The sequence below is a fragment of the Flavobacterium anseongense genome (genome assembly GCF_021608185.1).
Lineage (GTDB): Bacteria > Bacteroidota > Bacteroidia > Flavobacteriales > Flavobacteriaceae > Flavobacterium > Flavobacterium anseongense.
In genome coordinates this window covers 1-24,283 of the sequence record NZ_JAKIHN010000001.1, presented here as the reverse complement: position 1 = coordinate 24,283, position 24,283 = coordinate 1, and the positions used below count along the sequence as shown (strand labels likewise).

General features: G+C 35.0%; 24 protein-coding genes, 1 tRNA gene and 1 pseudogene. 8 read left to right on the top strand and 18 right to left on the bottom strand.

What is annotated here, in order from left to right:
• Positions 1-14 precede the first annotated feature (14 nt).
• On the top strand, positions 15-656 hold the full coding sequence (locus tag L1S35_RS00130; protein WP_236395649.1) for a rhomboid family intramembrane serine protease: 642 nt from the start codon (positions 15-17) through the stop codon (positions 654-656).
• A 48-nt stretch (positions 657-704) separates the two neighbouring features.
• On the top strand, positions 705-1,397 hold the full coding sequence (locus tag L1S35_RS00125; protein ID WP_236395648.1) for an SIMPL domain-containing protein: 693 nt from the start codon (positions 705-707) through the stop codon (positions 1,395-1,397).
• 71 nt (positions 1,398-1,468) lie between these two features.
• Here L1S35_RS00125 and L1S35_RS00120 read toward each other — a convergent pair whose 3' ends face one another.
• From L1S35_RS00120 to L1S35_RS00095, 6 genes and pseudogenes are all read right to left on the bottom strand, one after another.
• The gene (locus L1S35_RS00120) at positions 1,469-2,005 is read right to left on the bottom strand and encodes a hypothetical protein (protein WP_236395647.1); all 537 of its coding nucleotides are present in this window, start codon (positions 2,003-2,005) and stop codon (positions 1,469-1,471) included.
• Between the two features lie 307 nt (positions 2,006-2,312).
• A tRNA-Tyr gene (locus L1S35_RS00115) sits at positions 2,313-2,393 on the bottom strand.
• Between the two features lie 152 nt (positions 2,394-2,545).
• Positions 2,546-2,953, bottom strand: a pseudogene (locus L1S35_RS00110) (peroxiredoxin family protein); the annotation flags it as partial.
• A gap of 17 nt (positions 2,954-2,970) precedes the next feature.
• Positions 2,971-3,720, bottom strand: coding sequence for a DUF4369 domain-containing protein (locus L1S35_RS00105; protein ID WP_236395645.1), 750 nt, complete (start codon positions 3,718-3,720; stop codon positions 2,971-2,973).
• Between the two features lie 79 nt (positions 3,721-3,799).
• Positions 3,800-5,212, bottom strand: a complete 1,413-nt coding sequence (locus tag L1S35_RS00100) for an MBL fold metallo-hydrolase (protein WP_236395644.1) — start codon at positions 5,210-5,212, stop codon at positions 3,800-3,802.
• 63 nt (positions 5,213-5,275) lie between these two features.
• The gene (locus L1S35_RS00095) at positions 5,276-6,064 is read right to left on the bottom strand and encodes a sulfite exporter TauE/SafE family protein (RefSeq protein ID WP_236395643.1); all 789 of its coding nucleotides are present in this window, start codon (positions 6,062-6,064) and stop codon (positions 5,276-5,278) included.
• 200 nt (positions 6,065-6,264) lie between these two features.
• On the opposite strand from L1S35_RS00095, the gene L1S35_RS00090 reads away from it, so the two are divergent.
• Entirely contained in the window at positions 6,265-8,235 is a 1,971-nt protein-coding gene (locus L1S35_RS00090; RefSeq protein ID WP_236395642.1) for an endonuclease, read from the top strand.
• A gap of 6 nt (positions 8,236-8,241) precedes the next feature.
• Here L1S35_RS00090 and L1S35_RS00085 read toward each other — a convergent pair whose 3' ends face one another.
• The 11 genes from L1S35_RS00085 to L1S35_RS00035 form a co-directional block, all read right to left on the bottom strand.
• Positions 8,242-9,360 (bottom strand): M50 family metallopeptidase, encoded by a 1,119-nt coding sequence (locus L1S35_RS00085; protein ID WP_236395641.1) that lies wholly within the window; start codon positions 9,358-9,360, stop codon positions 8,242-8,244.
• A gap of 17 nt (positions 9,361-9,377) precedes the next feature.
• On the bottom strand, positions 9,378-9,641 hold the full coding sequence (locus L1S35_RS00080; RefSeq protein ID WP_236395640.1) for a hypothetical protein: 264 nt from the start codon (positions 9,639-9,641) through the stop codon (positions 9,378-9,380).
• Positions 9,642-9,643: 2 nt separating this feature from the next.
• Positions 9,644-10,708 (bottom strand): WD40/YVTN/BNR-like repeat-containing protein, encoded by a 1,065-nt coding sequence (locus L1S35_RS00075; RefSeq protein WP_236395639.1) that lies wholly within the window; start codon positions 10,706-10,708, stop codon positions 9,644-9,646.
• Between the two features lie 81 nt (positions 10,709-10,789).
• Positions 10,790-11,644, bottom strand: coding sequence for a helix-turn-helix transcriptional regulator (locus L1S35_RS00070; protein WP_236395638.1), 855 nt, complete (start codon positions 11,642-11,644; stop codon positions 10,790-10,792).
• 121 nt (positions 11,645-11,765) lie between these two features.
• Positions 11,766-13,169: a tRNA uridine-5-carboxymethylaminomethyl(34) synthesis GTPase MnmE gene (gene mnmE / locus L1S35_RS00065; protein ID WP_236395637.1), complete on the bottom strand. Its 1,404-nt coding sequence runs from the start codon at positions 13,167-13,169 to the stop codon at positions 11,766-11,768.
• A gap of 90 nt (positions 13,170-13,259) precedes the next feature.
• Complete coding sequence (locus L1S35_RS00060) at positions 13,260-13,949, bottom strand: Lipl32 family lipoprotein (RefSeq protein ID WP_236395636.1); 690 nt, start codon at positions 13,947-13,949, stop codon at positions 13,260-13,262.
• A gap of 107 nt (positions 13,950-14,056) precedes the next feature.
• Positions 14,057-15,175 carry a DNA polymerase III subunit beta gene (gene dnaN / locus L1S35_RS00055; protein ID WP_236395635.1) on the bottom strand — a complete coding sequence of 373 codons (1,119 nt, stop codon included), beginning with the start codon at positions 15,173-15,175 and terminating at the stop codon, positions 14,057-14,059.
• Between the two features lie 62 nt (positions 15,176-15,237).
• Positions 15,238-16,926 (bottom strand): gliding motility-associated ABC transporter substrate-binding protein GldG, encoded by a 1,689-nt coding sequence (gene gldG / locus L1S35_RS00050; RefSeq protein ID WP_236395634.1) that lies wholly within the window; start codon positions 16,924-16,926, stop codon positions 15,238-15,240.
• Positions 16,926-17,651 carry a gliding motility-associated ABC transporter permease subunit GldF gene (gldF, locus tag L1S35_RS00045; RefSeq protein ID WP_236395632.1) on the bottom strand — a complete coding sequence of 242 codons (726 nt, stop codon included), beginning with the start codon at positions 17,649-17,651 and terminating at the stop codon, positions 16,926-16,928. Before gldF ends, gldG begins: the two co-directional genes overlap by 1 nt.
• 81 nt (positions 17,652-17,732) lie before the next feature.
• Positions 17,733-18,029 (bottom strand): putative quinol monooxygenase, encoded by a 297-nt coding sequence (locus L1S35_RS00040; protein WP_236395631.1) that lies wholly within the window; start codon positions 18,027-18,029, stop codon positions 17,733-17,735.
• A 29-nt stretch (positions 18,030-18,058) separates the two neighbouring features.
• On the bottom strand, positions 18,059-18,883 hold the full coding sequence (locus tag L1S35_RS00035; RefSeq protein ID WP_236395630.1) for an SAM hydrolase/SAM-dependent halogenase family protein: 825 nt from the start codon (positions 18,881-18,883) through the stop codon (positions 18,059-18,061).
• Positions 18,884-19,007: 124 nt separating this feature from the next.
• Here L1S35_RS00035 and L1S35_RS00030 point away from each other — a divergent pair, with 124 nt between their 5' ends.
• The 4 genes from L1S35_RS00030 to L1S35_RS00015 all read left to right on the top strand — a co-directional run bounded on the left by L1S35_RS00030 (position 19,008) and on the right by L1S35_RS00015 (position 22,280).
• Positions 19,008-19,961 carry a PhoH family protein gene (locus L1S35_RS00030; RefSeq protein WP_236395629.1) on the top strand — a complete coding sequence of 318 codons (954 nt, stop codon included), beginning with the start codon at positions 19,008-19,010 and terminating at the stop codon, positions 19,959-19,961.
• A gap of 152 nt (positions 19,962-20,113) precedes the next feature.
• Positions 20,114-21,061, top strand: coding sequence for a phosphoribosylaminoimidazolesuccinocarboxamide synthase (locus tag L1S35_RS00025; protein ID WP_236395628.1), 948 nt, complete (start codon positions 20,114-20,116; stop codon positions 21,059-21,061).
• Positions 21,062-21,246: 185 nt separating this feature from the next.
• Complete coding sequence (locus L1S35_RS00020; RefSeq protein WP_236395627.1) at positions 21,247-21,627, top strand: ankyrin repeat domain-containing protein; 381 nt, start codon at positions 21,247-21,249, stop codon at positions 21,625-21,627.
• A 212-nt stretch (positions 21,628-21,839) separates the two neighbouring features.
• Entirely contained in the window at positions 21,840-22,280 is a 441-nt protein-coding gene (locus L1S35_RS00015) for a hypothetical protein (RefSeq protein ID WP_236395626.1), read from the top strand.
• A gap of 76 nt (positions 22,281-22,356) precedes the next feature.
• Here L1S35_RS00015 and L1S35_RS00010 read toward each other — a convergent pair whose 3' ends face one another.
• Positions 22,357-23,445 (bottom strand): M42 family metallopeptidase, encoded by a 1,089-nt coding sequence (locus L1S35_RS00010; RefSeq protein WP_236395625.1) that lies wholly within the window; start codon positions 23,443-23,445, stop codon positions 22,357-22,359.
• 82 nt (positions 23,446-23,527) lie between these two features.
• Between L1S35_RS00010 and L1S35_RS00005 the strand changes: the two genes are divergently transcribed.
• Positions 23,528-24,193, top strand: coding sequence for a DUF4294 domain-containing protein (locus tag L1S35_RS00005; RefSeq protein ID WP_236395624.1), 666 nt, complete (start codon positions 23,528-23,530; stop codon positions 24,191-24,193).
• The last annotated feature ends 90 nt before the right edge of the window (positions 24,194-24,283 follow it).

The window sequence follows — 24,283 nt, the reverse complement described above, 5'->3', positions numbered from 1 at the left end:
AAATATTTCAAGTAATGGTCAACATTTTTTTATTAGCCATAATTGCTGCTAATGTACTGATAAGCATGAAAGGATTCAATGACGAATCTTTTTTTAGAAAGTATCAATTTCATGTCGGAAGCATTCGTGCCGGAGAACAAATAAGAATGATTTCTTCTGCCTTTCTGCATGCTGATATTGTTCATTTGGCGTTTAACATGATTGCGTTGTATTCCTTTGCTCCAGTGATAACGGAAACATTAGGGAATCTGACTTTTCTGTTAATCTATGCCGGGAGTTTAATTTTTGGAAGTTTGCTTACCATGGTTTTTCATGGCAATGAATATAACTATCGTGCAGTTGGAGCATCGGGCGCAGTTACAGGAATTATTTATTCGTCCATATTGTTGTATCCAGACATGGTTATTGGAATTTTTGGAATCATACCTTTGCCAGCTTACATTTTCGGAATTGGCTATTTGCTATATTCTATTTATGGAATGAAGTCTAGAGCAGATAATATTGGGCATACAGCACACTTTGGTGGTGCTATTGGAGGTTATGCTATCACACTGATAAAAGAACCAATACTTTTTGAGCAAAGCACTTATATGGTCATTCTTTTGGCAATACCCATTATCATCCTTTTTATAATGGCAAAAATGGGAAAACTATAATTGGCACAACTTTTGAAAAACGGATACAACAATCAAATAAAAAATATCATGAAAAGAACATTTCTAATTATAGCAGTTATTTTTGCTATAGCAGTACAAGCACAAGAGCAAAAAAGCCAAGTGCCACAAATTTCGGTTACAGGTGAAGGAAAAGTAAAAATAGTTCCGGACCAAGCGATTATAAGTGTTGGTTTTCAGAATTCGGGTAAAGATGCCAAAGAGGTAAAAACTTTGAATGATGAAGTGGTTGACAAAGTAATCAAGTTTTTAAAGAAATCGGGTATTCCGGCTACCGATTATAAGACCAATAACGTAAGCTTGTACAAAAGTTATGATTATGAGAAAAAGAAATATAATTTTCAAGCTAATCAAACTTTGAGCATTACACTTAAAGATTTATCTAAGTACGATGTCATTATGATGGGATTAAATGATGCAGGTGTAAATTCTATTAATGGAGTTGAATTCAAATCGTCTAAAATGGATGATTATGAAAGAGAGGCAAGAAAAAAAGCAATGCAGAATGCCAAACAAAAAGCACAGGATTATGTTTCGGTTTTAGGACAAAAAGTAGGCAAAGCATTGTTGATTACGGATAACTCTCAAAGTTATATTCCACAGCCAATGTACAAAGGTGGAATGATGGCAATGGCAGCAGATGGCGGCGCTCAAAGAGAAACATTAGCTGTTGGTGAATTAGAAATAAATACTAACGTAAGCGTAACTTTTGCATTAGAATAATAGTCAATTATAGTATAACAAAAAACTCCTCAATTTCTTGAGGAGTTTTTTTATGATTTTAAACAAGCTTACTATTTTGGTAATGGTGACCCAACAGGAGTCCCACATACATGTCCAGGCTGCCCATGTGGTGGATTCATTCCCGGTGCTGTAGCAGCCGGTGTGTCTGTTTTTAATAATTCCGGAGTTCCGACTGTCGTAGTTGTTGATGTTGGATTTGGAGTAGAGGTAGTCGTTGTGGTATATGATGGCTTACCTGGAGTTGCTACTGTTGTAGCCGCTTTCGCCACCGGAGAATTTAATGGAGCACCAACCGCAATGTCACATCTGTGACCTGGTTGTCCATGTGGTGGATTCATTCCGGGTTTAGTTACAACGGGAGCTTGTGTTACCGTTTGTGGTGTATTTTGCACAGGCATACTGACTTGTTGACTAGGTTGTGCATAGGTTGTTTGAGCCGGAATAGGTTGTACGTTTGGGACTATTATTGGCTGTTGGGTTGTATTTGTTGTGACTGCCTCAGTTTCGGTTTTGGCTTCTTCTTTTTTACAGGATATAAATGTAATTGAAAGTGCCAGTAATGAACAGAAAGTTAATTTTGATTTCATAGTTTCAAATTTTAAGAACTCAAATATAAGTTTTTTAAGTTATATGAAATGAATATTAACTTTTTGCAGGATTGATTTGTGATCCTTAGCATGATTTTGCTTCGCAATATCCTTCAGAGCTACGCTCTGAAAATAAAATAAAAAGAAAAACGCTCATGCAATCACTGTTTGTATTATTACTTCGTGATCCTGAGCAAGGACAGGATTTTGCTTCGCAATATCCTTCAGAGCTACGCTCTGAAAATACATCAAACAAAAAAAACACTCAAGCAAGCTTGGTGTTTTTTCTTATTAATATATTTATTCGTGGGGAGAGCAGGATTCGAACCTGCGAAGTTCTCACAGCAGATTTACAGTCTGCCCTCGTTGGCCGCTTGAGTATCTCCCCATTTGCTTGTAGCGGTTGCAAATATATAAACACTTTCCAGTTTCACAAACAAAAAAATAACTAATTCGCAACCATTTTTTCAACGTTTTGGTTATAAGTAAAATAAAAAAATCTCCCGAAGGAGATTTTTTCTATGTAGTACTAAATTAGTATTATTTTATAGTTAATAGCGCTTTGACTTTTGCATTTAAATCTTCGCCTCTTAAATCAACTGCCACCACTTTCCCTTTAGCATCTAACAAAAATGTTGTTGGAATCTGAGTAACTCCATATTGCAATGCAATTGGGTCATTCATTTCTTTCAGATTAGAAACATGCGTCCAGGTTAATTTGTCTTTTGCAATAGCTTCTTTCCAATCGGTAACATCATCATCCAGCGAGACACTTATGATATTCAATCCTTTGTTGTGAAACTCTTTGTAAAGTGCTACAACATTTGGGTTTTCCTGTCTGCATGGTCCACACCATGATGCCCAAAAATCAATCAATGTTGCTTTTCCCAAACTTTCTTTCAAAGAAACCAATTTGCCTTCCGGTGTTGGTGCTTTAAAGTCTGGAGCAAAGCTGCCTTCAGTAACTAGTTTGTTGCCGTTGGTGCTGTTGGGACTGTTGCTGGCTTTTTTTTTAAATCTAGAGTTGACTTAATTGCCTTCCCTGGTTTTGTTTTTTTCAATGACTCATCAAGTGAATTGTATAGTCCGTCAATTTCTTTAGCGAACTTAGGATTGTTAGACATCATCTGTACAATCAAAACACTGATGAATGATTTTGGGTGTGTTTTTGGATAACCAAAAGTGAAATCTGTGATTGGTTTTTGAACTACATCATATTCTTTTCTCAATCGGCTTATTGTTGCTGTGTCTTTGTTTTGCTGAGCTTCATTCATTACGGCCATGTTTTTCATTTGAAAATCCATAACAGCCTTTTGCATTCTTTTTTGAATTTTAGTAGTTTCTTCGTTGAATTTAGTAAACTCATCATTGTTGTATGTACCCGATGATTTTGATTTAAAGATGCTGTCCTTATCAACCGTAATTGCAATTTCACCACCTTCAAGAATAAAAGGAACTTTACCGTTTACTTTATCAATTTGAATAAAATGAATTTCCGGCTCGGTTGTTTTTCCTTTGATTTCAAATTTTCCATCAACAATTTTTACAGTATCAATTGCGATTGGTCCCATTCCCATTGGGTTTTGTTTTTCAAGGTACACTAAACCTGTTTTCATTCCTTTTACATTTCCTGTAATTTCATATTCACCTTCGCCCAAGTTCTTACATGAAAACAGAACTACGGCTACAGCTACTAAAAGAATTATTTTTTTCATTTTTTTGTTTTAAATTTTTACGAATGCAAATGTATCTAATTTGCCTAATGAATAATCAGTTATTTAACTTTTTTTTGAATTATTTTTTTGTTGATGGACATTCAAATTTTGTACAACTTACAGTCGTTTGTTTAATACCGCTCATTCCTTTTTCAACATTGATAATATTGTGAATTCCACGCGATTTTAAAATGGATGCCATAATTACCGAACGATAACCGCCTGCACAATGCAAATAAAAATCGTCACCTTTTGGAATACTTTGAAAGTTATCATTAATATTGTCCAAAGGAAGATTGATGGCGTTTTCCACATGTTCAGCCTCATACTCTCCTGGTTTTCGGGCATCAACTACTATGCTTTTTGCATTTATTTCGTTTGCAAATTCTTCCGGTGAAATAGAGTGAATACTATCCGTTTCGAAACCTGCTTTCTTCCATGCCTCAATACCGTCTTTAAGATAACCCAAAACATGGTCAAAACCAACACGCGACAATCGGGTAATGGTTTCTTCTTCTCTTCCTTCCGGAATGACAAGCAATAGTTTTTGATTAACATCGCGCAGCATAGAACCAACCCATGGCGCAAAATTCCCCTGAATACCAATAAAAATAGAATTCGGAATATGTGCTTTTACAAAATCATTTTCATGTCGAACATCTAAAATGACAATATCTCCTTGATTGGCAACGGCTTCAAATTCTCTTGGCGAAAGTCCAATGTTACTCTTATGAATAATGCTGTCCAAACTATCATATCCTTTAATATTCATCATCACATTTTGAGGGAAATATGCTGGCGGAGCACCTAAACCATCAAGCAATTCTTTAGTGAATTCCTCTTTGGTCATATCAGCACGCAAAGCATAATTCGTTCTTTTTTGATTGCCTAAAGTATCTGTCGTTTCTTTACTCATATTTTTGCCACAGGCACTTCCGGCACCATGACTAGGATACACAATTAAATCATCAGCCAATGGCATAATTTTATTTCGCAATGAATCAAAAAGATAACCGGCCAATTTTTCCTGTGTTAAATCATCAACCAAAGCCTGAGCCAAATCAGGTCGACCAACATCACCAATAAATAAGGTGTCTCCGGTTATGATTCCGTAGTGTTTTCCGTTTTCATCAATTAGCAAATAGCAAGTGCTTTCTAAAGTATGTCCCGGAGTATGAATTGCTTTTACAGTGTAATTACCCACTTTAAATTCCTGGTTATCTATCGCGATTATAGCTTTAAATTCAGGATTTGCAGTTGGACCATAAACAATTTCACCGCCACTTTTATTGGCTAAATCCAAATGTCCGGAAACAAAATCAGCATGAAAATGTGTTTCAAAAACGTATTTGATCTTGGCATTGTCTTTTTGTGCTCGGTCCAAATAAGGCTGCACTTCACGCAGCGGATCGAAAATTGCTGCTTCACCATTGCTTTCAAGATAATACGCTGCCTGAGCAATGCATCCGGTATATATTTGTTCGATTTTCATAACAAAATGTTTTATGCAAAATTAAATTATAACTACAAAAGTAAACAATGAATTTAGAATACTTTATGATAAAAGTTCTTTGTAAAGAATAAAGAATGACATTATCAAAACAAAAAAACCAAATATTTTTTTCAAATGTTTTTCATTAATGTAATGCTGAATATAAAGCCCAATGTATATTCCAATCACAGAAAAGGTTGTAAACGGAATCAGAAATAGCCAATCGATTTCCATATTTTGAATATCACCTGTAAATCCAATCAGTGAGTTAATGGTAATTATTAATAGTGAAGTTCCAATGGCATTCTTCATTGGTAATCTGGCAAATTTCAGGAGGGCAGGAATGATTAAAAAACCACCACCGGCACCAATCAAACCAATTAAAATCCCCACAAAGAATAGTTGAATAATAACAGCTAACAAAGATTTAGTTTTAAAATCAACAACCTCATTTTCTTTGTCATCTTTCAGCATCGAATAAGCAGCCAAAAACATAACAACGGCAAAAATCAACATCAAAAAAGTAGCTTTTGATAATTGAGCAGAACCAAAATAAAGTATAATTTCGGGGATTTCCGGAAGAATAAATTTCCGGGTTAAATAAACTCCAATGACAGAAGGAATGACAAATAGCAAAGCTGTTTTTGGAACAACAAGCCCTTTCTTAAAGTTTTGAAAAGTTCCAAATGCTGAGGTTGTTCCAACAATAAACAGTGAATAAGCCGTAGCAATTATTGGATTATAACTAAGCATATAAACCAATACAGGCACTGTTAGTATTGAACCACCTCCTCCTGTAATTCCTAATACGATACCAATAACTAACGCACCAAAATATCCTAAAACTTCCAAGCTAGTAAAATTTGAGATGTAAAAATAGTGTAATTGTATTAAAAATCTATGGTTTAGTTTTTTGCAAAGTTATAGCTCTTGTTTTTTTAAGTTTTTTCCGTATTAAATTCCTTTTGAAGCTTTTTTATAGTTAATTCAGAGGGGTAATTATGATTTTACTTTTTCTTATAAATATATTTGTTGTCCACAATTTAATAATAATGTTTAAGAAAATACTACCACTATTGGTTCTGCTTGCTTTTTCGGTAAGTAATGCCCAGATTGTTATCAATGAACTAGATGCTGACACACCTTCAGTCGATGAGAAAGAATTTATCGAATTAAAATCTACCACGCCTTTTTTCGCCTTAGATGGTTATACTGTTGTTCTTTTTAACGGAAGCTCAAACGGATTAACCAATCTTAGCTATTATGCCATAGATTTAGATGGATTAGTAACCGATGGTAATGGAATTATTCTTTTGTCAAACCCTTTGGTAAGCCCATCTGGTTCATATTCTATTCCAAATTCAACCATTCAAAATGGTCCAGATGCAGTAGCTATTTATTTAGGAGATGCTACAGATTTTCCTCTAGGAACTGCAGGAACGACTGTAAATTTGATCAATGCATTAGTGTATAGTAATAGTGGAGTGACTTCGGCAACTACTTTGATGACCGATTTAAATGTCACAGCAAGTTATAATGAAAATGCTAATAGTGCAGCGACGACACAATCCATACAGAGAAAAGCAGATGGAACTTATGAAGTAAAAGCACCAACACCAAGAGCCAATAATGATGGTTCCGGAATTATTTATAACGGAATTACAACGACTTTCAACTCGGGGAGTACTATCTCAGAGGGAGAAAATATTACCATTACTTTTACAACAGATGTTGCTGTAACATCTGATTTGAATTTCTCAATAACCTTAAATAATGGTTCTTTTAACTCAGCTGATTTTGAAGGGAATTTAAATGTTACAATACCTTCGGGATCCTCTGCAGCTTCAAAGGTAATTCAGATTTTGAATGATGGTGTTAATGATGGCGATGAAGAAATGAAAGTTACTATCGGAGCAGTACCTTCAAATTATATTATACTCAACAATAACAATATAATCAGGGTTAATGATGTTAACTATACGACATTGCCTTTTGGTACTCCGGCTAATCCAACTTACGGAAATATTTCGAGAACTGTTCCGGCGGGTTATTACGATTCACTGGAAGGAAAATCGGGAGCGACTTTAAAACAAGCGATACAAGATATTATTGCCAATCCGGCTGTAGTTCGTGCCCATACTTATGGTGATATTATAAATATTTTGAAAACCGCTGATCAAAATCCATTAAACAATAATCAGGTTTGGTTAATTTATACTGAGCAACCTCGTTCAAAATTTGATTATCAAACCAACAGCAGTATAATTGGAAAATGGAACAGAGAACATATCTATAGCCAGTCGAGAGGAAATTTTGGTGATTTATATAATTTACCTCCTGATGGTATTAATGTCTGGTCTTCCAGCGGACCTGATGATATTGGTGCCGGACTTTCTGACGCACATCATTTAAGAGCTGCTGATGGTCAGGAAAACTCTTCTCGTGGTAATAGGAATTATGGAATTGATTATAACGGACCAACAGCTATTCCAACCAGCAGTTGGAAAGGAGATGTGGCTCGCGCCTGTTTCTACATGGCAGTTCGATACAATGGATTGAATGTTGTAAATGGTAATCCGAATGAAAATATAGTTGGACAGATTGGTGATTTAACTACCTTATTGACATGGAATCATTCTGACCCAAGTGATGATTTTGAAATGAATAGAAACAATTATATCTATACTTGGCAGCAAAATAGAAATCCGTTTATTGATTATCCCGATTTAGTGGATTATGTTTTTGGAGCTAATGTTGGTCAGGCTTGGTTTGCACCTTTGTCAACTCCAAATTTCGATGCTGCTAAAGTTGTACTGTATCCAAATCCGGCGAAAGATAACATTACCATTTATGGCATTACAACGGATTCCAAAATTGAAGTGTTTTCTACCCTTGGACAAAAAGTTTTTGAACAAAATTTTGCAGGGGAAACTACCTTACATATCGACTTAGCTTCAGGAATTTATATGTCAAGAATTACTACTGATAGTAAAACCATAATCAAGAAAATTATTGTTCAGTAATAAAGTTTAAGAAGTTTTCATTTGAGATAATTTTTCTCTCAATGCTATTCCAAGACCATTGTCGAGCATATTTGCTATTTCATTTTCAGCAGCTTCAATTTTACTTTGAGCAGTTTTATTCTCGTTTTTCAATATATCAATTGCAGCTTCTGTGGCTAAAATTTGTGCTTTCGGAATTAAAGCAGCCGGTTCAAATTTATTCCAATAGTTCTCTGCTTTTTCGAGGTCTTTTTTAGCGAAAGCATAAAAGAAAGCGGCATCGAGCCATACTATATTGCGAATGCCTTTTGGAATAGATTCCACTTCTTTAACGTAATCCAAAAGATGTTCTTCTGCCTTTTCGATATTGCCTTTGTCAAATTCAGCCTGATGAAAAAAGCTATGAAGATACACTCCAAACGGAGCATTTAATTTTTGAGCTAAAGTGCTGGCTTCGTTTAATTCATTGATGTCAATTTCTTTAGGGCGAATACCTGCGGAAGCACCAGTAATAAGTTTTAAAATTAACAATTCAAATCTAGATGTATCTCCACCTTTTAGTAATCGCAGCACACGAGCTCCATCAGATGAAAATCCATTGGCTCGCATTGGAAATGCAGTTGTTATAAAAATGATAAGTGAAAGCACCGACATTATATATAAAGTATTACGCAATATTTCAACAACTGTAGCGGATGATAAAAGTAAGCTATAGGAACCATAGGCAACTAGTGTAAGCACTAAACTTGCTATAGGACCACCTGCTGCATAAACAGAAAAACGCTTGGCTAAGTTTTCAGTACCTGTAGGCATACAAATGACCAGACCACCGGCTGTATTAACATTTTTATTCCAATTGAAATGCCATTTGCTTTGTTCCTTTTGCCACATAAATGGTCCTACGATGAAGGTTTTAAAATCAAAATTCATCCAAACACCAGCTATAGCATGACCTGCTTCATGAATAGCTATTACAATAAAAAAGATTGGAATGAAAAGCAATGCCAATGTTAAGATTGATAATTTTGACATTCCCGATGAAGCTGCGATACCCATTTTAGCGGCAAAAAAACCTATACCACCAAATATCACTATTACTGCAATTGTTCTTATCGCTTTTATAAATTGTGATTTTTTACTTTCCATGTAAAATTATTTTATCATTATTTATCTCCAAGACCAACTCCTAAACCGAATAGTAATCCAACAATTCCCAAATGAACAAAAAGCCAAACCTTTTGCCACATCGGTCTTTCGTTCCATGGTTGTTGTGTGTTAAATGGATCGAAGGCTAATGCAATTCCGAGTGAAGCAGCAGCATCTACATAGGAATGTTTTGCGAAAATTTCATAACACGCAAAGAAAATGAATGATGCATATAATATTTTGTTAAAAGGAACCTTAGTATTATTTTTTTGAGTTTCCATTTTTATAATTTATAAACGTTAACACCTATCGAATATCCGTAAACTTTTCCTTTTTCATCTTTGTAAATTCTGATTTTGTTACAAGCTCTTCCCAAATCAATTTTTTGCCAAGTTTGGCCACCATCTTTTGTCTCAAAACCACTATTCATAGTTCCGACAAAGCCATGATTTTCATCGATAAAACCAATTCCAAATTGTCTTGCAGTTGCATCTTCAGTTAAGTTGACTTCGGTCCAGGTTTTCCCACCGTCAATGGTTTTGGCAATTCGTTGTTGCTTTACATTTGGGTCAGGATTATAGGATTGAATGGTAACAAATCCGACATCTTTCGTTGGGAAGGAAACTTTCCAGGTGGTTTCATAAGGCCTTGAAGATTGATATACCTTCTCCCAAGTTTTCCCACCATCAGAAGTTTTTAAGATTAATGCGTTCGATTGCGTTATATCTTCGTTTGTAGCCGCACAAGCAATGCCTTCGTTTTTAGTAAACATTTTAATATCAAACAACATTTTGCAATCGGTATTCATACTTTGTGATATCCAAGTCTCACCACCATCATGTGAAATCATAATATTTGCCGGAGTTCCCACGCGACCAACAGCGTAGATATGAGTTTTATAATCAATTTTTCCATGATTGATATATTGTTCTTTTACGATATCTATAGCACATAAACCTTTTACATAAGGTCCTTTATAGGTTACAGGTTTCCATGATTTCCCGCCATCTTTGGTCCCGTATAATGGAATTGTATCCGTAACATTCGGAAAATAATCAGTTCCGACAGTTCCTGCGAAGCCAACATTTTTATCTACAAAGGCAATCGTTCTGAAAAATGTTCCTTTTTGCTCTAACTGTTTTTCCCAGTTCGCGCCACCGTCTTTAGTGTGAAAAATTTTGCCATAGCCATTAACATACCAACCTGTATTTTCATCAATGAAGGTAATATCATCCTGCTTGCCGGCATAGGGTTCTGTTGTCAACTTTTTCCAAGTATTTTCTTGAGCAAGAGCAGCATTGACAGTTGCGAACAATAAAATTGCTGTTTTGATTATGATTTTTACCATCTTATCTTGTTTTTAAATTTCACATTAAAATTTATAAATCAAAAATAAAACGTATTACGATTTCAAAATTGTCAAAAATTGCTAATTTACTTTAACAAACTCTTTTGGTGTAAATCCATAAGCAGATTTAAATGCTTTGCAATAAGAAGCGCTATCGGCAAATGAAGTTAAGAAAGCGGTATCTTGAATTGATATTTTCTGTAGTAATAAATCTTTCGAATACGTTAATCTTTTTTGGATAATGTATTGATAGGGTGTAATATTGAAAATTGTTTTGAACAATCTAATAAAATGATATTCTGAAAGTTTAGCTTCATTAGCAATTTGTTCAATGCTAATTTTTTCAAGAAAGTTATTGTCAATATAGTTTTTTGCATCACAACAAAAGTTAAACAAACGTCCGGTTGTTTCTTGTTTGGCAGCTTTCAATCTACTAAAACTTTGATAAATGTTGCTTTGATCTTTTACGATACATTCTGCTACGGCATAAAACAATTCATTATCAATTTTAGATAAGCCACTGTTTAAATTTTCAAATTCGTTAGCTAACTGATGTAAGGCATAGCCAAGTGAAGTGTTTTCGACATTATATTTTTGTGACACCCATTCTTGTTCAAATAGAAATTCGGAAAATGTTGATGGAGTTTCAAATTGATAATCAATAATTTCAGTAATATATTCTTTGGCAATATCAATGCATATTCCTTTTACAGGAAAAACGGTATCAATTAAAACTTTAGATGTTGTGTTTTTGTTTCCAATCAAATATTCACCTTGTTTTACGGCAATTTTTCTGTTGTTTATAATGTAATTTTCATTTCCTGAAACAACATATTTCGCAGAAAAGTTTTGAAAGGCAACTTCCTGATCTGCTTGCATCGCGCTTGAAAGGCGTATTTCATTTCCTTTACTATCTGAGAATATTGCTTTATTCATGTTGTGTGAATAATTTATTGCCTATGAGTGTTTTACTTGATGAGTTTGTTACACTTCAACTGTAATTAATTGGGTTTTTTTAAAAAAACAAGGTTGAGAAATCTGCGGGTGATTTTTGAATTTACTTTCCAATACAAAAATTCGCAAAAATATTACCCAAAAGTTCATCATTAGTGACTTCACCGGTAATTTCGCCAAAGTAATACAACGCCTGTTTGATGTCGATTGCCATTAAGTCGGATGACAGATTGGATTGCAAACCAAACTTCACTTTTTGAATTTCTTCCAAAGCTTTTAAAAGCGAATCATAATGACGTGTGTTGGTTACTATCGTTTCGTTATTGCGCAATGCTCCGGTATTTACAAAAGACATTAGTTGGTTCTTCAGGTCTTCGATGCCTTCTTTGTTTTTGGCGGAAATGGTTATTGGTTGTATGTTGTATGTTGTAAGTTGGTTCACAATTGCGGTTAATTCCGTTGGAGAAAGTTTATCCACTTTATTGAGTACAACGATTATTGGTTTTAATGGGAATTGGTTTTTTATTCTGCCAATTTCAATATTTAAGCTTTCCAAACGGATCACTGAACACTGAACACTGTCTACTAAATACATTACAACTTGTGCCTGTTCAATCTTCTCAAATGTTTTTTTGATACCAATGCTTTCCACTACATCTTTCGTATCCCGAATTCCGGCCGTGTCAATAAAGCGAAATCCAATTCCGCCAATAACCAATTCGTCTTCAATGGTGTCGCGTGTCGTTCCTGCAATTTCAGAAACAATCGCTCTTTCTTCGTTTAATAAAGCATTCAATAAAGTCGATTTTCCAACATTTGGTTCACCAACAATCGCTACCGGAATTCCGTTTTTAATGACATTTCCAACGGCAAATGAATCGATTAAGCGTTTTAAAACAAACTCAATTCGATTCAACAAATCACTAAACTGAGTTCTGTCAGCAAACTCCACATCTTCTTCGGCAAAGTCTAATTCGAGTTCGATAAGCGATGCAAAATTCAAAAGTTCTTCTCTTAGTTTGGCTATTTCATTGGAGAATCCACCACGCATTTGCTGCATCGCAATTTGATGACTCGCTTCATTATCGGATGAAATCAAATCGGCAACCGCTTCGGCTTGTGACAAGTCCAGTTTTCCGTTTAAAAAAGCTCGTAACGTAAATTCACCAGCTTGCGCCATACGGCACCCTTTTCGCAATAACAATTGAATAATTTGCTGTTGAATATAAGTCGAGCCGTGACACGAAATCTCAATAACATCTTCGCCGGTGTAGGAATGCGGATTTTTAAAGATAGAAAGCAAAACCTGGTCAAACACTTTTCCTTCATCGACAATATGTCCAAGATGAATCGTGTGTGTTTTTTGCTTAGAAATTGATTTCCCGGAAACCGATTGGAATACTTGTTCCGCAATAGTCAATGCATCTTTACCCGAAAGTCGGATAACAGCAATGGCACCTGCACCCGAAGGAGACGCTAAAGCAACAATAGTTTCTTGTGAAATCATTTCTAGAATTTGAGCAAAGGTAAAACTTTATAAATAAAAAAACCGTTTCAATTTTGCATCGAAACGGTTTGATTAAAATTGTTTTAAAGATTATTTTTTTACAATATCAGCAGGATTAACCGCAACCTGAACACCAGGAAGTTTGATTGGAGCACCTAGTTGTGCTAAGAAACTTCCCTGAACTTCGCCTGTTTTGTATGTTGTAAATCCGATTCTGTATAATCCCATCACTAAAGATTTTGTTGGATTAGAAGTATCACTTGTAATTCTCATCAATGAGTTATACTTGCTTCCTGATGGTTGTGCAGGCATTTCACTTGAATCGTCGTTGCTTTCAATTTTTGTCCATGAAGCCGATTTAGCTTTAGCAGCGACATCTTCAATTTTCAAAATTCCGTCAGCTCTTTCAAAAGTTACCCAGGTATCGAAGAAACTTTTTGTATCTGCGGCGTTAGCTGTATAGTCAGCTGATTGATAATCTTTGTCAGTTGGTTTTACACTATCAGGCACAGGTGAAATCATTCTGATTCCAATTTCAGGAGCTGCAACCGGAACCCAAACATAGATGTAATACATTTTTTTTCCACCTTTCACTTCGTCTGGTTTTGAACCTGGTTTGATAAATCCAAAATAGCTGGTTAAATCAGTATAAGGAACTCTGATTTCTTTTCCCATAAGCGATTTTTTTCCTAAATCAGCGCCAAATTTATCAAGTTTTTGAGCCGTAGCAGTAATTCCAAAAGCAAGACATAATAATCCCGCAAGTACATTTTTTTTCATGTTTTTAAAAGTTTTTTAAATTGTTAGGTTGCCAAATATATAATAAAAAATAAAAAACCGCAATCTCTTTCGAAATTACGGTTTCTCGGTATAAAGGTTAGTTTATATTAGTTATTCAACATTACCGGCATTACAAGCATGGTAACGGTTTCGCCTTCATCTAAGCCATCAATTGGCGTTAAAATTCCGGCACGATTTGGCATTGACATTTCTAACATGATTTCGTCAGAAGTTAAATTCGTCAACATCTCAGATAAGAATCTTGAGTTGAATCCGATTTGCATATCATCGCCTTGGTAATCACAAGTCAATCTCTCTTCAGCTTTGTTTGAGTAATCAATATCTTCAGCAGAAATATTCAATTCGGCACCGGCAATTTTCAAACGAATTTGGTGCGTAGTTTTGTTAGAGAAAATTGCAACACGACGCACAGAATTCAATAATAGAACTCTGTTAATCATCAATTTGTTTGGATTTTCTTTTGGAATAACCGCTTCGTAATTTGGATATTTTCCATCAATCAAACGACAAGTTAAAATATAACTATCGAAAGAGAAAGTAGCATTCGAATCATTGTACTCGATAGTTACATCTGCATCAGAAGTTCCTAAAATACTTTTCAGAATATTCAAAGGTTTCTTTGGCATAATGAAATCGGCTACTTGCGAAGCTTTTACATCGGTACGGGCATATTTCACTAATTTATGAGCATCGGTTGCAACAAATATCAAACCTTCAGGAGAGAATTGGAAAAACACACCGCTCATTACCGGACGTAAATCGTCGTTTCCGGCAGCAAAAATAGTTTTACTGATTGCGGTTGCTAAAACCTCTGAAGGAACAACAGTTGAAGATGGATTATCTAAACTTACCGATTTTGGAAACTCTTCTCCCGGTGCGTAAGCAATAGCATATTTACCCGAATTGGAACTGATTTCGATAGTGCTGTTTTCTTCTACAGTGAAAGTCAATGGTTGCTCCGGAAATGTTTTTAGAATGTCTAATAACAATTTTGCAGGAACAGCAACGCTTCCTTTGCTGGTCGAATCAATTTCTAAAGTAGCCGACATGGTTGTCTCTAAATCAGAAGCTGAAACGCTTAAGTTTTTATGATCTAATTCGAAAAGAAAATTATCTAGAATAGGCAAAGTATTACTACTGTTAATAACACTACCTAAAACTTGTAGTTGTTTTAATAAGTATGAACTCGATACTATAAACTTCATTTTTATTTATTTTTTACAAATATATCTTAAACTAATAGATTTCAAAAAGTTTTTTATTAACATTACTTGCTATATTTTTGCTTGCGCAAAAAGGTAAACACAACTCCAAATACCAAGAGGATAACGATTGGCACTGCTACAGTTATGACTTGCGATTGGGTATAGGAAGCATAGACTTTTTCTTTATCCAAAATAGGCAAATTCACTTCCTTGCTTCTAATGTTAATAAGTCCGTTGTCGTCCAATAAATAATTGACACAATTCATCATAAAATCTTTGTTGGCGTAAAGGATTCCGGTTCGTTGATCCAACCCTAATTCGACTTCTCTGCCATCTTTGTCCAATTGGTTTTTAATCACATCACCATCGGAAATAACAATCATTTTGCTGTCTTTTCCGGTGTTTTTGAAACTAGCATCTTTAAACGCTAAAACCCTGTTTTCATATACGGAATGAAACTTTCCTTCGAGTAAAACGGCTACCGGATAATTTCCGGTACCGGCAAAATCTTTTGGACCTAATTCTTCAGATGCCATTCGTAAACTTACTTCAGACGGCGTTCCAATCAGTTTTGAATATTGGGACGATTGCAGTAAAATGGTTTTATTGATGTCGTTTTTCAATGGCTCAATCGGGCTGGCAAATTGGAATTTGATTCCGTCCAAATTAGTTACAATTGGATTTTTTGTGTCTTGCGAAGGATAAATCATCGGAGAAAGATACCAAGGCAGTTTAACTTTTTGAGTGCCACTTCCCGGTGCGCCTGTTTCCAGTATAATTGGTGTAGCCAATAAATCTTTTATCAAATCAGGATGCAGTCTTATTCCATATTTAAAGAACATATCATTCAGATTCAAATCTCTTGGAAATGCCAGATTTGAGCCTGTTTCATTATACAAACTATCTAGTTCCATATTGACCTGATCAACCAGCCATATCGTTTTCCCTCCATTGACAATGTATTGATCTAATACTTGTTTTTCGGCATCCGAGAAGGCTTCTGTTGGTTTGGCAATAATTGCTAAATCGTATTTTTTTAAATGTTCTAATGTCTGAACCGGAGTTTTAGCAACAGAATCTAAAGTAAATGGCGCTATAAAATAATTGTCTCTTACAGATTTGATAAAATCAGCAATGTATCGGTCTTCAAGCTCACCATTGCCATTAATTATCACCACTTTTTTCTGTTTGTCTTTTGAAACCGTATTGATGGCATTAGCAAATGCATATTCTAAATGCTGCACCGAACTCACTACTTTTTCGGCTGTTGATGCGCCCATCATGTTTTTTAGCAACGGCACTTTTACTGAACGATTGCCACAAGTAGCAATTGCCCAAGGAAAAACTACTTCCTGAGTTTGTTGCCCTTTGTCGTTTACGGTAACATTTACCGGAGTCAAACCACGTTGCATAAAAGACTGCATTATGCTGTCTTTCTCTTCTTCTTTTTCAAGTGGATTGACAAATTGGAAGATAACATTCGAGTTGTTCGATTTAAATTCTTCTAATAATTGTTGGGTTTCTGTTTGTAATTTTTTGAATTCACCCGGAAAATCTCCTTCCAGAAAAACATCAATATATAATGGTTCTTTGACATCGGCAACGATGTTTAATGAGGTTTGCGAAAGTGTGTAGCGTTTGTCGGCAGTTAAGTCAAAACGTTTGTAAAGAAAGTGACCGGCCAAGTTCAGTATCACTATAAAACCTATAGTGAGCGCCATTTTTTTGAAGTTATTGTTTGCTGTTTTCATTACGATTTCAAAGATTTAAGTTTAAAAACAGTGAACGATAAAAACAGAAACGAAACACTCACAAAATACAAAATATCCCGTGTGTCCAAAACGCCGCGCGACATGCTTTTGAAATGATAATCCATTCCGATTCGGGAAACAGCATCTTCAAAACCTTTGACGTAAGTTGAAATACCTTCAAAACCAAAGTAAAAAAGGAAACATAAAAACACCGAAAGTAAAAATGCCACAATCTGATTTTCAGAAAGCGTAGAGGTAAAAATCCCGATTGAAGTATAAGCAGCAACTAAGAATAACAGTCCAAAATAAGAGCCCAGTGTGCTGCCCATATCGATATTGCCTTCAGGCATTCCCAAACTGGAAATTACATAAACGTAAACCAAAGTTGGTAACAGTGCAATGACAATCAGTAAAAACGAACCCAGAAATTTGCCGTTTACAATTTGCCAAAGGGATAAGGGTTTGGTCAATAACAATTCAATTGTACCTTGTTTTTTCTCATCCGAAAAGCTACGCATGGTCACGGCTGGAATCAGGAAAATGAATATCCATGGCGCCAAGGTAAAAAACGGACTCAAATCGGCAAATCCGCTTTGTAGTATATTGTATTCGCCATCAAAAACCCAAAGGAACAAGCCGTTGAGTAATAGAAATAATCCAATCACTAGGTAACCAATTGGTGAGCCAAAGAAGGATTTTATTTCGCGTAACGCTATTGATTTCATTTAATGTTAATTTGTTAATGTGGTTATTTGGTTATTCGTAAAGCCACAATTTAAAATTTATAATTCAAAATTTAAAATAAATTAAGGCAGCGAAGCTACCTTGTCAACGCTCCAGGCTTCAGGCTTTTCATTGAATAGTTTTTTAGTGAATGTCCAAACGTCATAAAACAATTCTGATTGGCGGTAACTTTCCAAATCGGCTTCGGTTTCCCAAAAGCTATAGGTAAAGAAAATGCACGGATTGTTTTTGTCCTGATACAATTCCAAAAAACGATTGCCTTCTGCGCCGCGTATTTTTTCTTTCATCACGTCAAAATTCTCCAAAAACTTTGGAATATTTTCTTGGTGAAAACTCATTTTTACGATTCTGACAAACATCTTATTCCTTTTTACTTATCCCTAATCCCTTAATTCCTAAACTCAATCGTCACCACATCTCTATAATTCAAGCCTAATAAACTTGAAGCTGAGCCAACAGTGTCGGGATTACTTCTAAAAATAGCGATTTCCAAAAAACCGGCTTCGTTAAAAATTGCCAGCTTTTGTCCTTCGTAATCTTTCAAAGGATAGTTGGAGGAAGCTCCAATATCTGAGTATTTTGGTAAAATAGTTTTTATGATTTGGTTTTTAAATGTTAGTTCATAAGGTCTGCCTTTGCCTATTTCCAAAAACAATTTCTTTGGAATGTTTGTTACTACATTACCCAGATAATCAATATAAATTACATTTCCTTTAATCTGATTATCATGAACAAGCGCTTGTAATTCGGTTACTTCCTTTATCGCTTTGATTTCTTTTCCAATTACATTTAGCAAACCGCCTTTGGCTAAATGACAGGCCACTTTTACAAACACATCCAAATCGGTTGCATCATTCGGCAAACGGTCGTGAATATTAATGGCAACTAATTTTTGCGGCACAATTTTTTGAATCAGCATGCTCAAAATCCCATTGTCAGCACAAATGAAGTACTGGTCGTTCCATTGCATGGCAATATGTTGATTTTCGGTATTCAATTCGATGTCAACACCAATCAAATGCACAGTTCCTTTTGGGAAACTATTATACGCTGCGCCAATTATATAAGCGGCTTCAGCAACATTGAAAGCGTCAATATTGTGTGAAATATCAATAATCGTGGCTTCGCGAAACTCGGATAACAATTTGCCTTTTAAAGCGCCGACAAAGTGGTCTTTTAATCCGTAATCGGTCGTTAAGGTGATGATTGACATAAATTGTTTATAACTTGGTTGAAATCGGTTTCCAAAAATAGTAAAACCTATTCTTTTATTTGATTAAATTTGGATACAAAGCTAATAATATATAGCGAATTATTTTAATTTAATACTACTGCATTTGAACGAACGTATCATTGAATTACACGACATCGCACCCAAAGAATTTTGGGGCGCTCAGGATGCCCATCTTGAAACTATTAAAAGATATTACCCTAAACTCAAAATCGTAGCCCGAGGCACCACATTGAAAGCATTCGGAGAGAAAGAAGAGTTAGATGAGTTCGAAAACCGTTTTAACCGCCTAATGTTGCATTTCACACGTTATAACAATATTGATGATAATGTAATTGATCGGGTCATACAGAGTAATTCTCATGAAGAACAACGTATGCCTGACAGCGATAAAATTTTAGTACACGGAATAGGAGGAAAGCTTATTAAAGCTATGACGCCTAATCAACAAAAGCTTGTTGATTATGTAAATAAAAACGACATGGTCTTTGCTGTTGGTCCGGCAGGAACAGGTAAAACGTATACAGGTGTTGCCTTAGCGGTAAAAGCATTAAAAGAAAAGCAGGTAAAACGCATTATTCTAACGCGTCCTGCGGTTGAAGCTGGCGAAAATTTAGGTTTTCTTCCAGGCGATATGAAAGAAAAACTCGATCCATATATGCAACCTTTATATGATGCTTTGCGCGATATGATTCCGCCACAAACTTTGGAGGATTATTTGCTAAAAGGAATTATTCAGATTGCGCCTTTGGCTTTTATGCGTGGACGAACATTGGATAATGCTTTTGTGATTTTGGATGAAGCGCAGAATACAACACATTCGCAAATGAAAATGTTCTTAACCCGTATGGGAAAAAATGCCAAGTTCATTATTACCGGTGATCCGGGACAAGTTGATTTACCACGCAGAACAATTTCAGGATTGAAAGAAGCTATATTAGTTTTAAAAGATGTTGAAGGCATCGGAATCATCTATCTTGATGACAAAGACATCGTTCGTCACCGATTAGTGAAAAAAGTGATTGATGCGTACAAGAGTATTGAGAATAATGATTATTAGAATATAATTTTATTTTAGATAAACCCTGTCAACAAAACTTGACAGGGTTTCTTTTTTTATCCAAAATGATGAAGAAATAATAATATCAAATTCCTATTTTTGCAACCACAACAATTTAACCTGAGCTTGTCGAAGGGCTACAACACAACACAATGAATACTATAACTACAACCCATTTCAATTTTCCGAATCAAAAATCGGTTTACCGAGGTAAAGTACGTGAAGTCTATAACATCAACAATGACTTGTTGGTGATGATTGCTACCGATAGATTGTCTGCCTTTGATGTCGTAATGCCCAAAGGAATTCCGTATAAAGGACAAATTCTAAATCAAATCGCAACCAAGTTTATGCATTTGACACATGATATAGTTCCGAATTGGCTTATTGCAACTCCGGATCCAAACGTTGCCGTTGGACATCTTTGTGAACCTTTTAAAGTAGAAATGGTAATACGCGGTTATCTTTCCGGTCATGCTGCTCGTGAGTATGCTCTTGGGAAGAGAATAATCTGCGGTGTAACTATGGCAGAAGGATTAAAAGAGAATGACCAATTTCCAACGCCAATTATTACGCCAACAACTAAGGCAGACAATGGTTCCCACGACGAAGACATTTCGCGTGAAGCTATTTTGGCTAACGGAATTGTTTCAGAAGAAGATTATTTGATTTTAGAAAAGTATACAAGAGCTTTATACCAACGCGGAACTGAAATTGCGGCAAGCAGAGGTTTAATTTTGGTAGATACTAAATATGAATTTGGAAAAACCAAAGATGGAAAGATTGTCTTAATTGATGAAATCCATACACCGGATTCCTCCCGTTATTTTTATGCTGATGGTTATCAGGAAAGACAAGATAAAGGCCATGAGCAAAAACAATTATCAAAGGAGTTTGTTCGTCGTTGGTTAATTGAAAATGGCTTTCAGGGAAAAGAAGGTCAGCAAATTCCAAATATGACTGATGAATATATTGAAACGGTTTCAGAACGCTACATCGAATTGTATGAAAATATATTAGGTGAAAAATTTATCAAAGCCGATATATCAAACATTAATGAAAGAATAGAAAAGAATGTATTGAGTTTTCTCAACAGCTAAAAATAGTAGCATATAAATAAAAATTTAAAAACCATCCGCCACCTACGGATGGTTTTTCTTTGTATAGACATAAAGAGCTAATAATTAGCGTATTTGTTAAAAATATGTTATAATATTTTTTTTCTGTAACGAATTGCAAACACGATAGTCTTACACTTTAATCATTAACATTTAAATCATCAATCATGAAAAAAACAATCATTATCTTAGGTTTAGCCCTAGTGGCTTTTACAGATGTTGCAATTGCAAGTACTGTTTCAACTTCAACTTTTACAACTTCAAAAGAAATTGTAAATTATGACAACACTCCATTATGTAATGCTATTATCAATGGAGATATAGCAACAGTTAAAAAATTCGTTGAATATGGCAGCGATGTAAATGAATTGTCAAACGGAGTAACACCACTAATGTTTGCTGCCCGATACAACAATGTTGAAATCATCAAGTATTTATTGTCAAAAGGTGCAGACAAAAAAATTAAAGACGAAAGAGGAAATACAGCATTAAAATATGCTGAGTTTTCAAAAGCACAAGAAGCTTTAGCGTTTTTAAAACAAGCTTAAAACCAATTTAAAGAGCACCGTTTATTTATAAGCGGTGCTTTTTTATTCCCAAACATCAATAAAAAAGGTTTAAATGTTAAAAATTTGTTAAATTTAAGTACTATGTAAAACAAGGTATCTGTTTTTAGCCATATATTTGCATAGGATATTAATCTAAATAATAAAAAATCAATCATCATAAAAAATCAATCATCATAAAAAAAACAATCATCATGAAAACATCAATCATTTTTTTAGGATTAGTTGCTTTGAGCTTTACTAACGCAAATGCAACTACAGAGTTTGAAACTCAAGTTTTAGACCAACAAGAATCAGCTACATTAATTTTAGAAACTTCAAATAACAATGAAGTATCAAATGAAACTGACACAACAATTTTTAATCCAGCTTCAGTTATTGAAACTGCTTATGTGAAAACTATCGAAGATGTGATAGCTGAAAACAAGTTAATTACTGAAAGTCAAGATGAAACTGTTCAATATCTTTCTTTAGAAACAACTATTGAAGACAGAATTGCTGAAGACAATCAAATTATTGAAAGCACAATTTCAAATGATTTTTTCCCTTTAGACTTTGAAAAAATAAACAGTAAAATTCAATGTGTCAAAATCTACAATAACAATCCTGCTATTACAGTAGATTTAAAGTTATAAGTTTAGGTTGATTGCTTTCGCAGCCATGCGAGAGTTAAAAAAAGCATCCGCCACGGCGGATGCTTTTTGTTTTGTATTATTTGAAATAAGAAAAAGTGTCGTTGTTTTCTATTTTCAGCAAACTTTCATAAATCAGTTTGATGACGTTTTCTACATCCTCACGATGCACCATCTCAACCGTAGTATGCATATAACGCAACGGTAAAGAAATCAAAGCCGATGCAACTCCGCCATTACTATAGGCAAACGCATCAGTATCCGTTCCGGTTGCTCTTGAAGTGGCATGACGCTGAAAAGGAATCTTATTAGTTTCCGCCGTATTCACAATCAAATCTCTTAAAGTATTATGAACAGCCGGAGCATATGCAATGACCGGACCTTTACCCATTTGTAAATCGCCTTCGATTTTCTTTTCAATCATTGGAGTTGTTGTGTCATGACAGACATCGGTTACTATAGCAACATTAGGTTTTATAGTATTGGTAATCATTTCGGCACCACGAAGTCCAATTTCCTCCTGAACCGAATTAGTTATATATAATCCAAAAGGCAGTTTCTTTTTGTTCTCTTTTAAAAGACGGGCAACTTCAGCAATCATAAAACCACCCATTCTATTGTCGATGGCACGGCAAACAAATTTATTGCCATTCAAAATCATAAATTCATCGGGATAGGTTATAACACAACCAACATGAACGCCTAGCTTTTCAACTTCGTCTTTGGTAGAACAACCGCAGTCTATAAATATATTGTGCAAAGTAGCTGATTCTTCCTTTCCGCGATTTCGGGTATGAATTGCAGGCCAACCAAAAACACCTTTTACAATGCCTTTTTTAGTATGAATGTTAACTCTTTTAGAAGGCGCGATTTGATGATCTGAACCACCATTTCGTATAACATATATAAGTCCTTCGGCAGTAATATAATTCACATACCACGAAATTTCATCCGAGTGACCTTCGATAACTACCTTATATTTAGCATCCGGATTAATTACCCCCACAGCCGAACCATAAGTATCTGTTATAAATGTATCAACATATGGTTTCAAATAATCCATCCAAAGTTTCTGACCATTCGATTCATAACCTGTAGGAGAGGCATTGTTTAAATAGGTTTCTAAAAAGGAAAGTGATGATTTGGTAAGTATAGATTTTGTTGCCATAAATATTTTTTTTGCTAAAATATAAATTTGGCATTACAGTTGTTAAGGATATTCCATATTTTTACCCTAATAAATAGTATCGATGCAAAAGTTATTTTATTCCTTTTTATTTCTTTCCGTTTCTGTTATATCAAACGCTCAAATCACAAACGACTCTCTGGCAAAAAGAGATGCCATGATAGAGGCGAACGACACCATTGTTCCGCTTGAAGAAGTTGTGGTCTACAGACATAAGTGGAGTGCGGCAGAAAAAAAAGAATTCCAGTTACTCCAAAACAGAGTCTATAAAGTATATCCAATTGCCAAAATTGCTGCCGAAAGATTAACGGTGATGAATAAGAATATGGATAAAATGAAAACCAACAGAGAGAAAAAGAAATACTTCAAGATAGTTGAGAATTATATGGAAAACGAGTTTACAGGGCAACTAAAAAAACTCTCAAGAAAACAAGGTCAAATATTAGTTAAACTAATCCATCGCCAAACAGGTTATACTACTTTCGAATTAATCAAAGATTATAAAAGCGGCTGGAAAGCATTTTGGTCAAATAACACTGCCAGATTATTTGATATAAATCTCAAAACAAAATATGCACCCTATGAGGTCAACGAAGATTTTTTAATAGAATCCATTCTCGACCAAGCTTTCGTCAGAGGAAGATTAGTCAATCAAAAACCTGCAAACCCGGTAGATATAGATGAATTATATGATTACTGGGAGAAGAAAGCCAAAGAACTCAAAAAGTAGACAATCCTTTTAAATTCTTTAGCAGCACACCATTTCCTTTTATCAGGACGAGTCGTCCCGCTCTCCGCGCTACGCGGTAGCCAGCTCCTA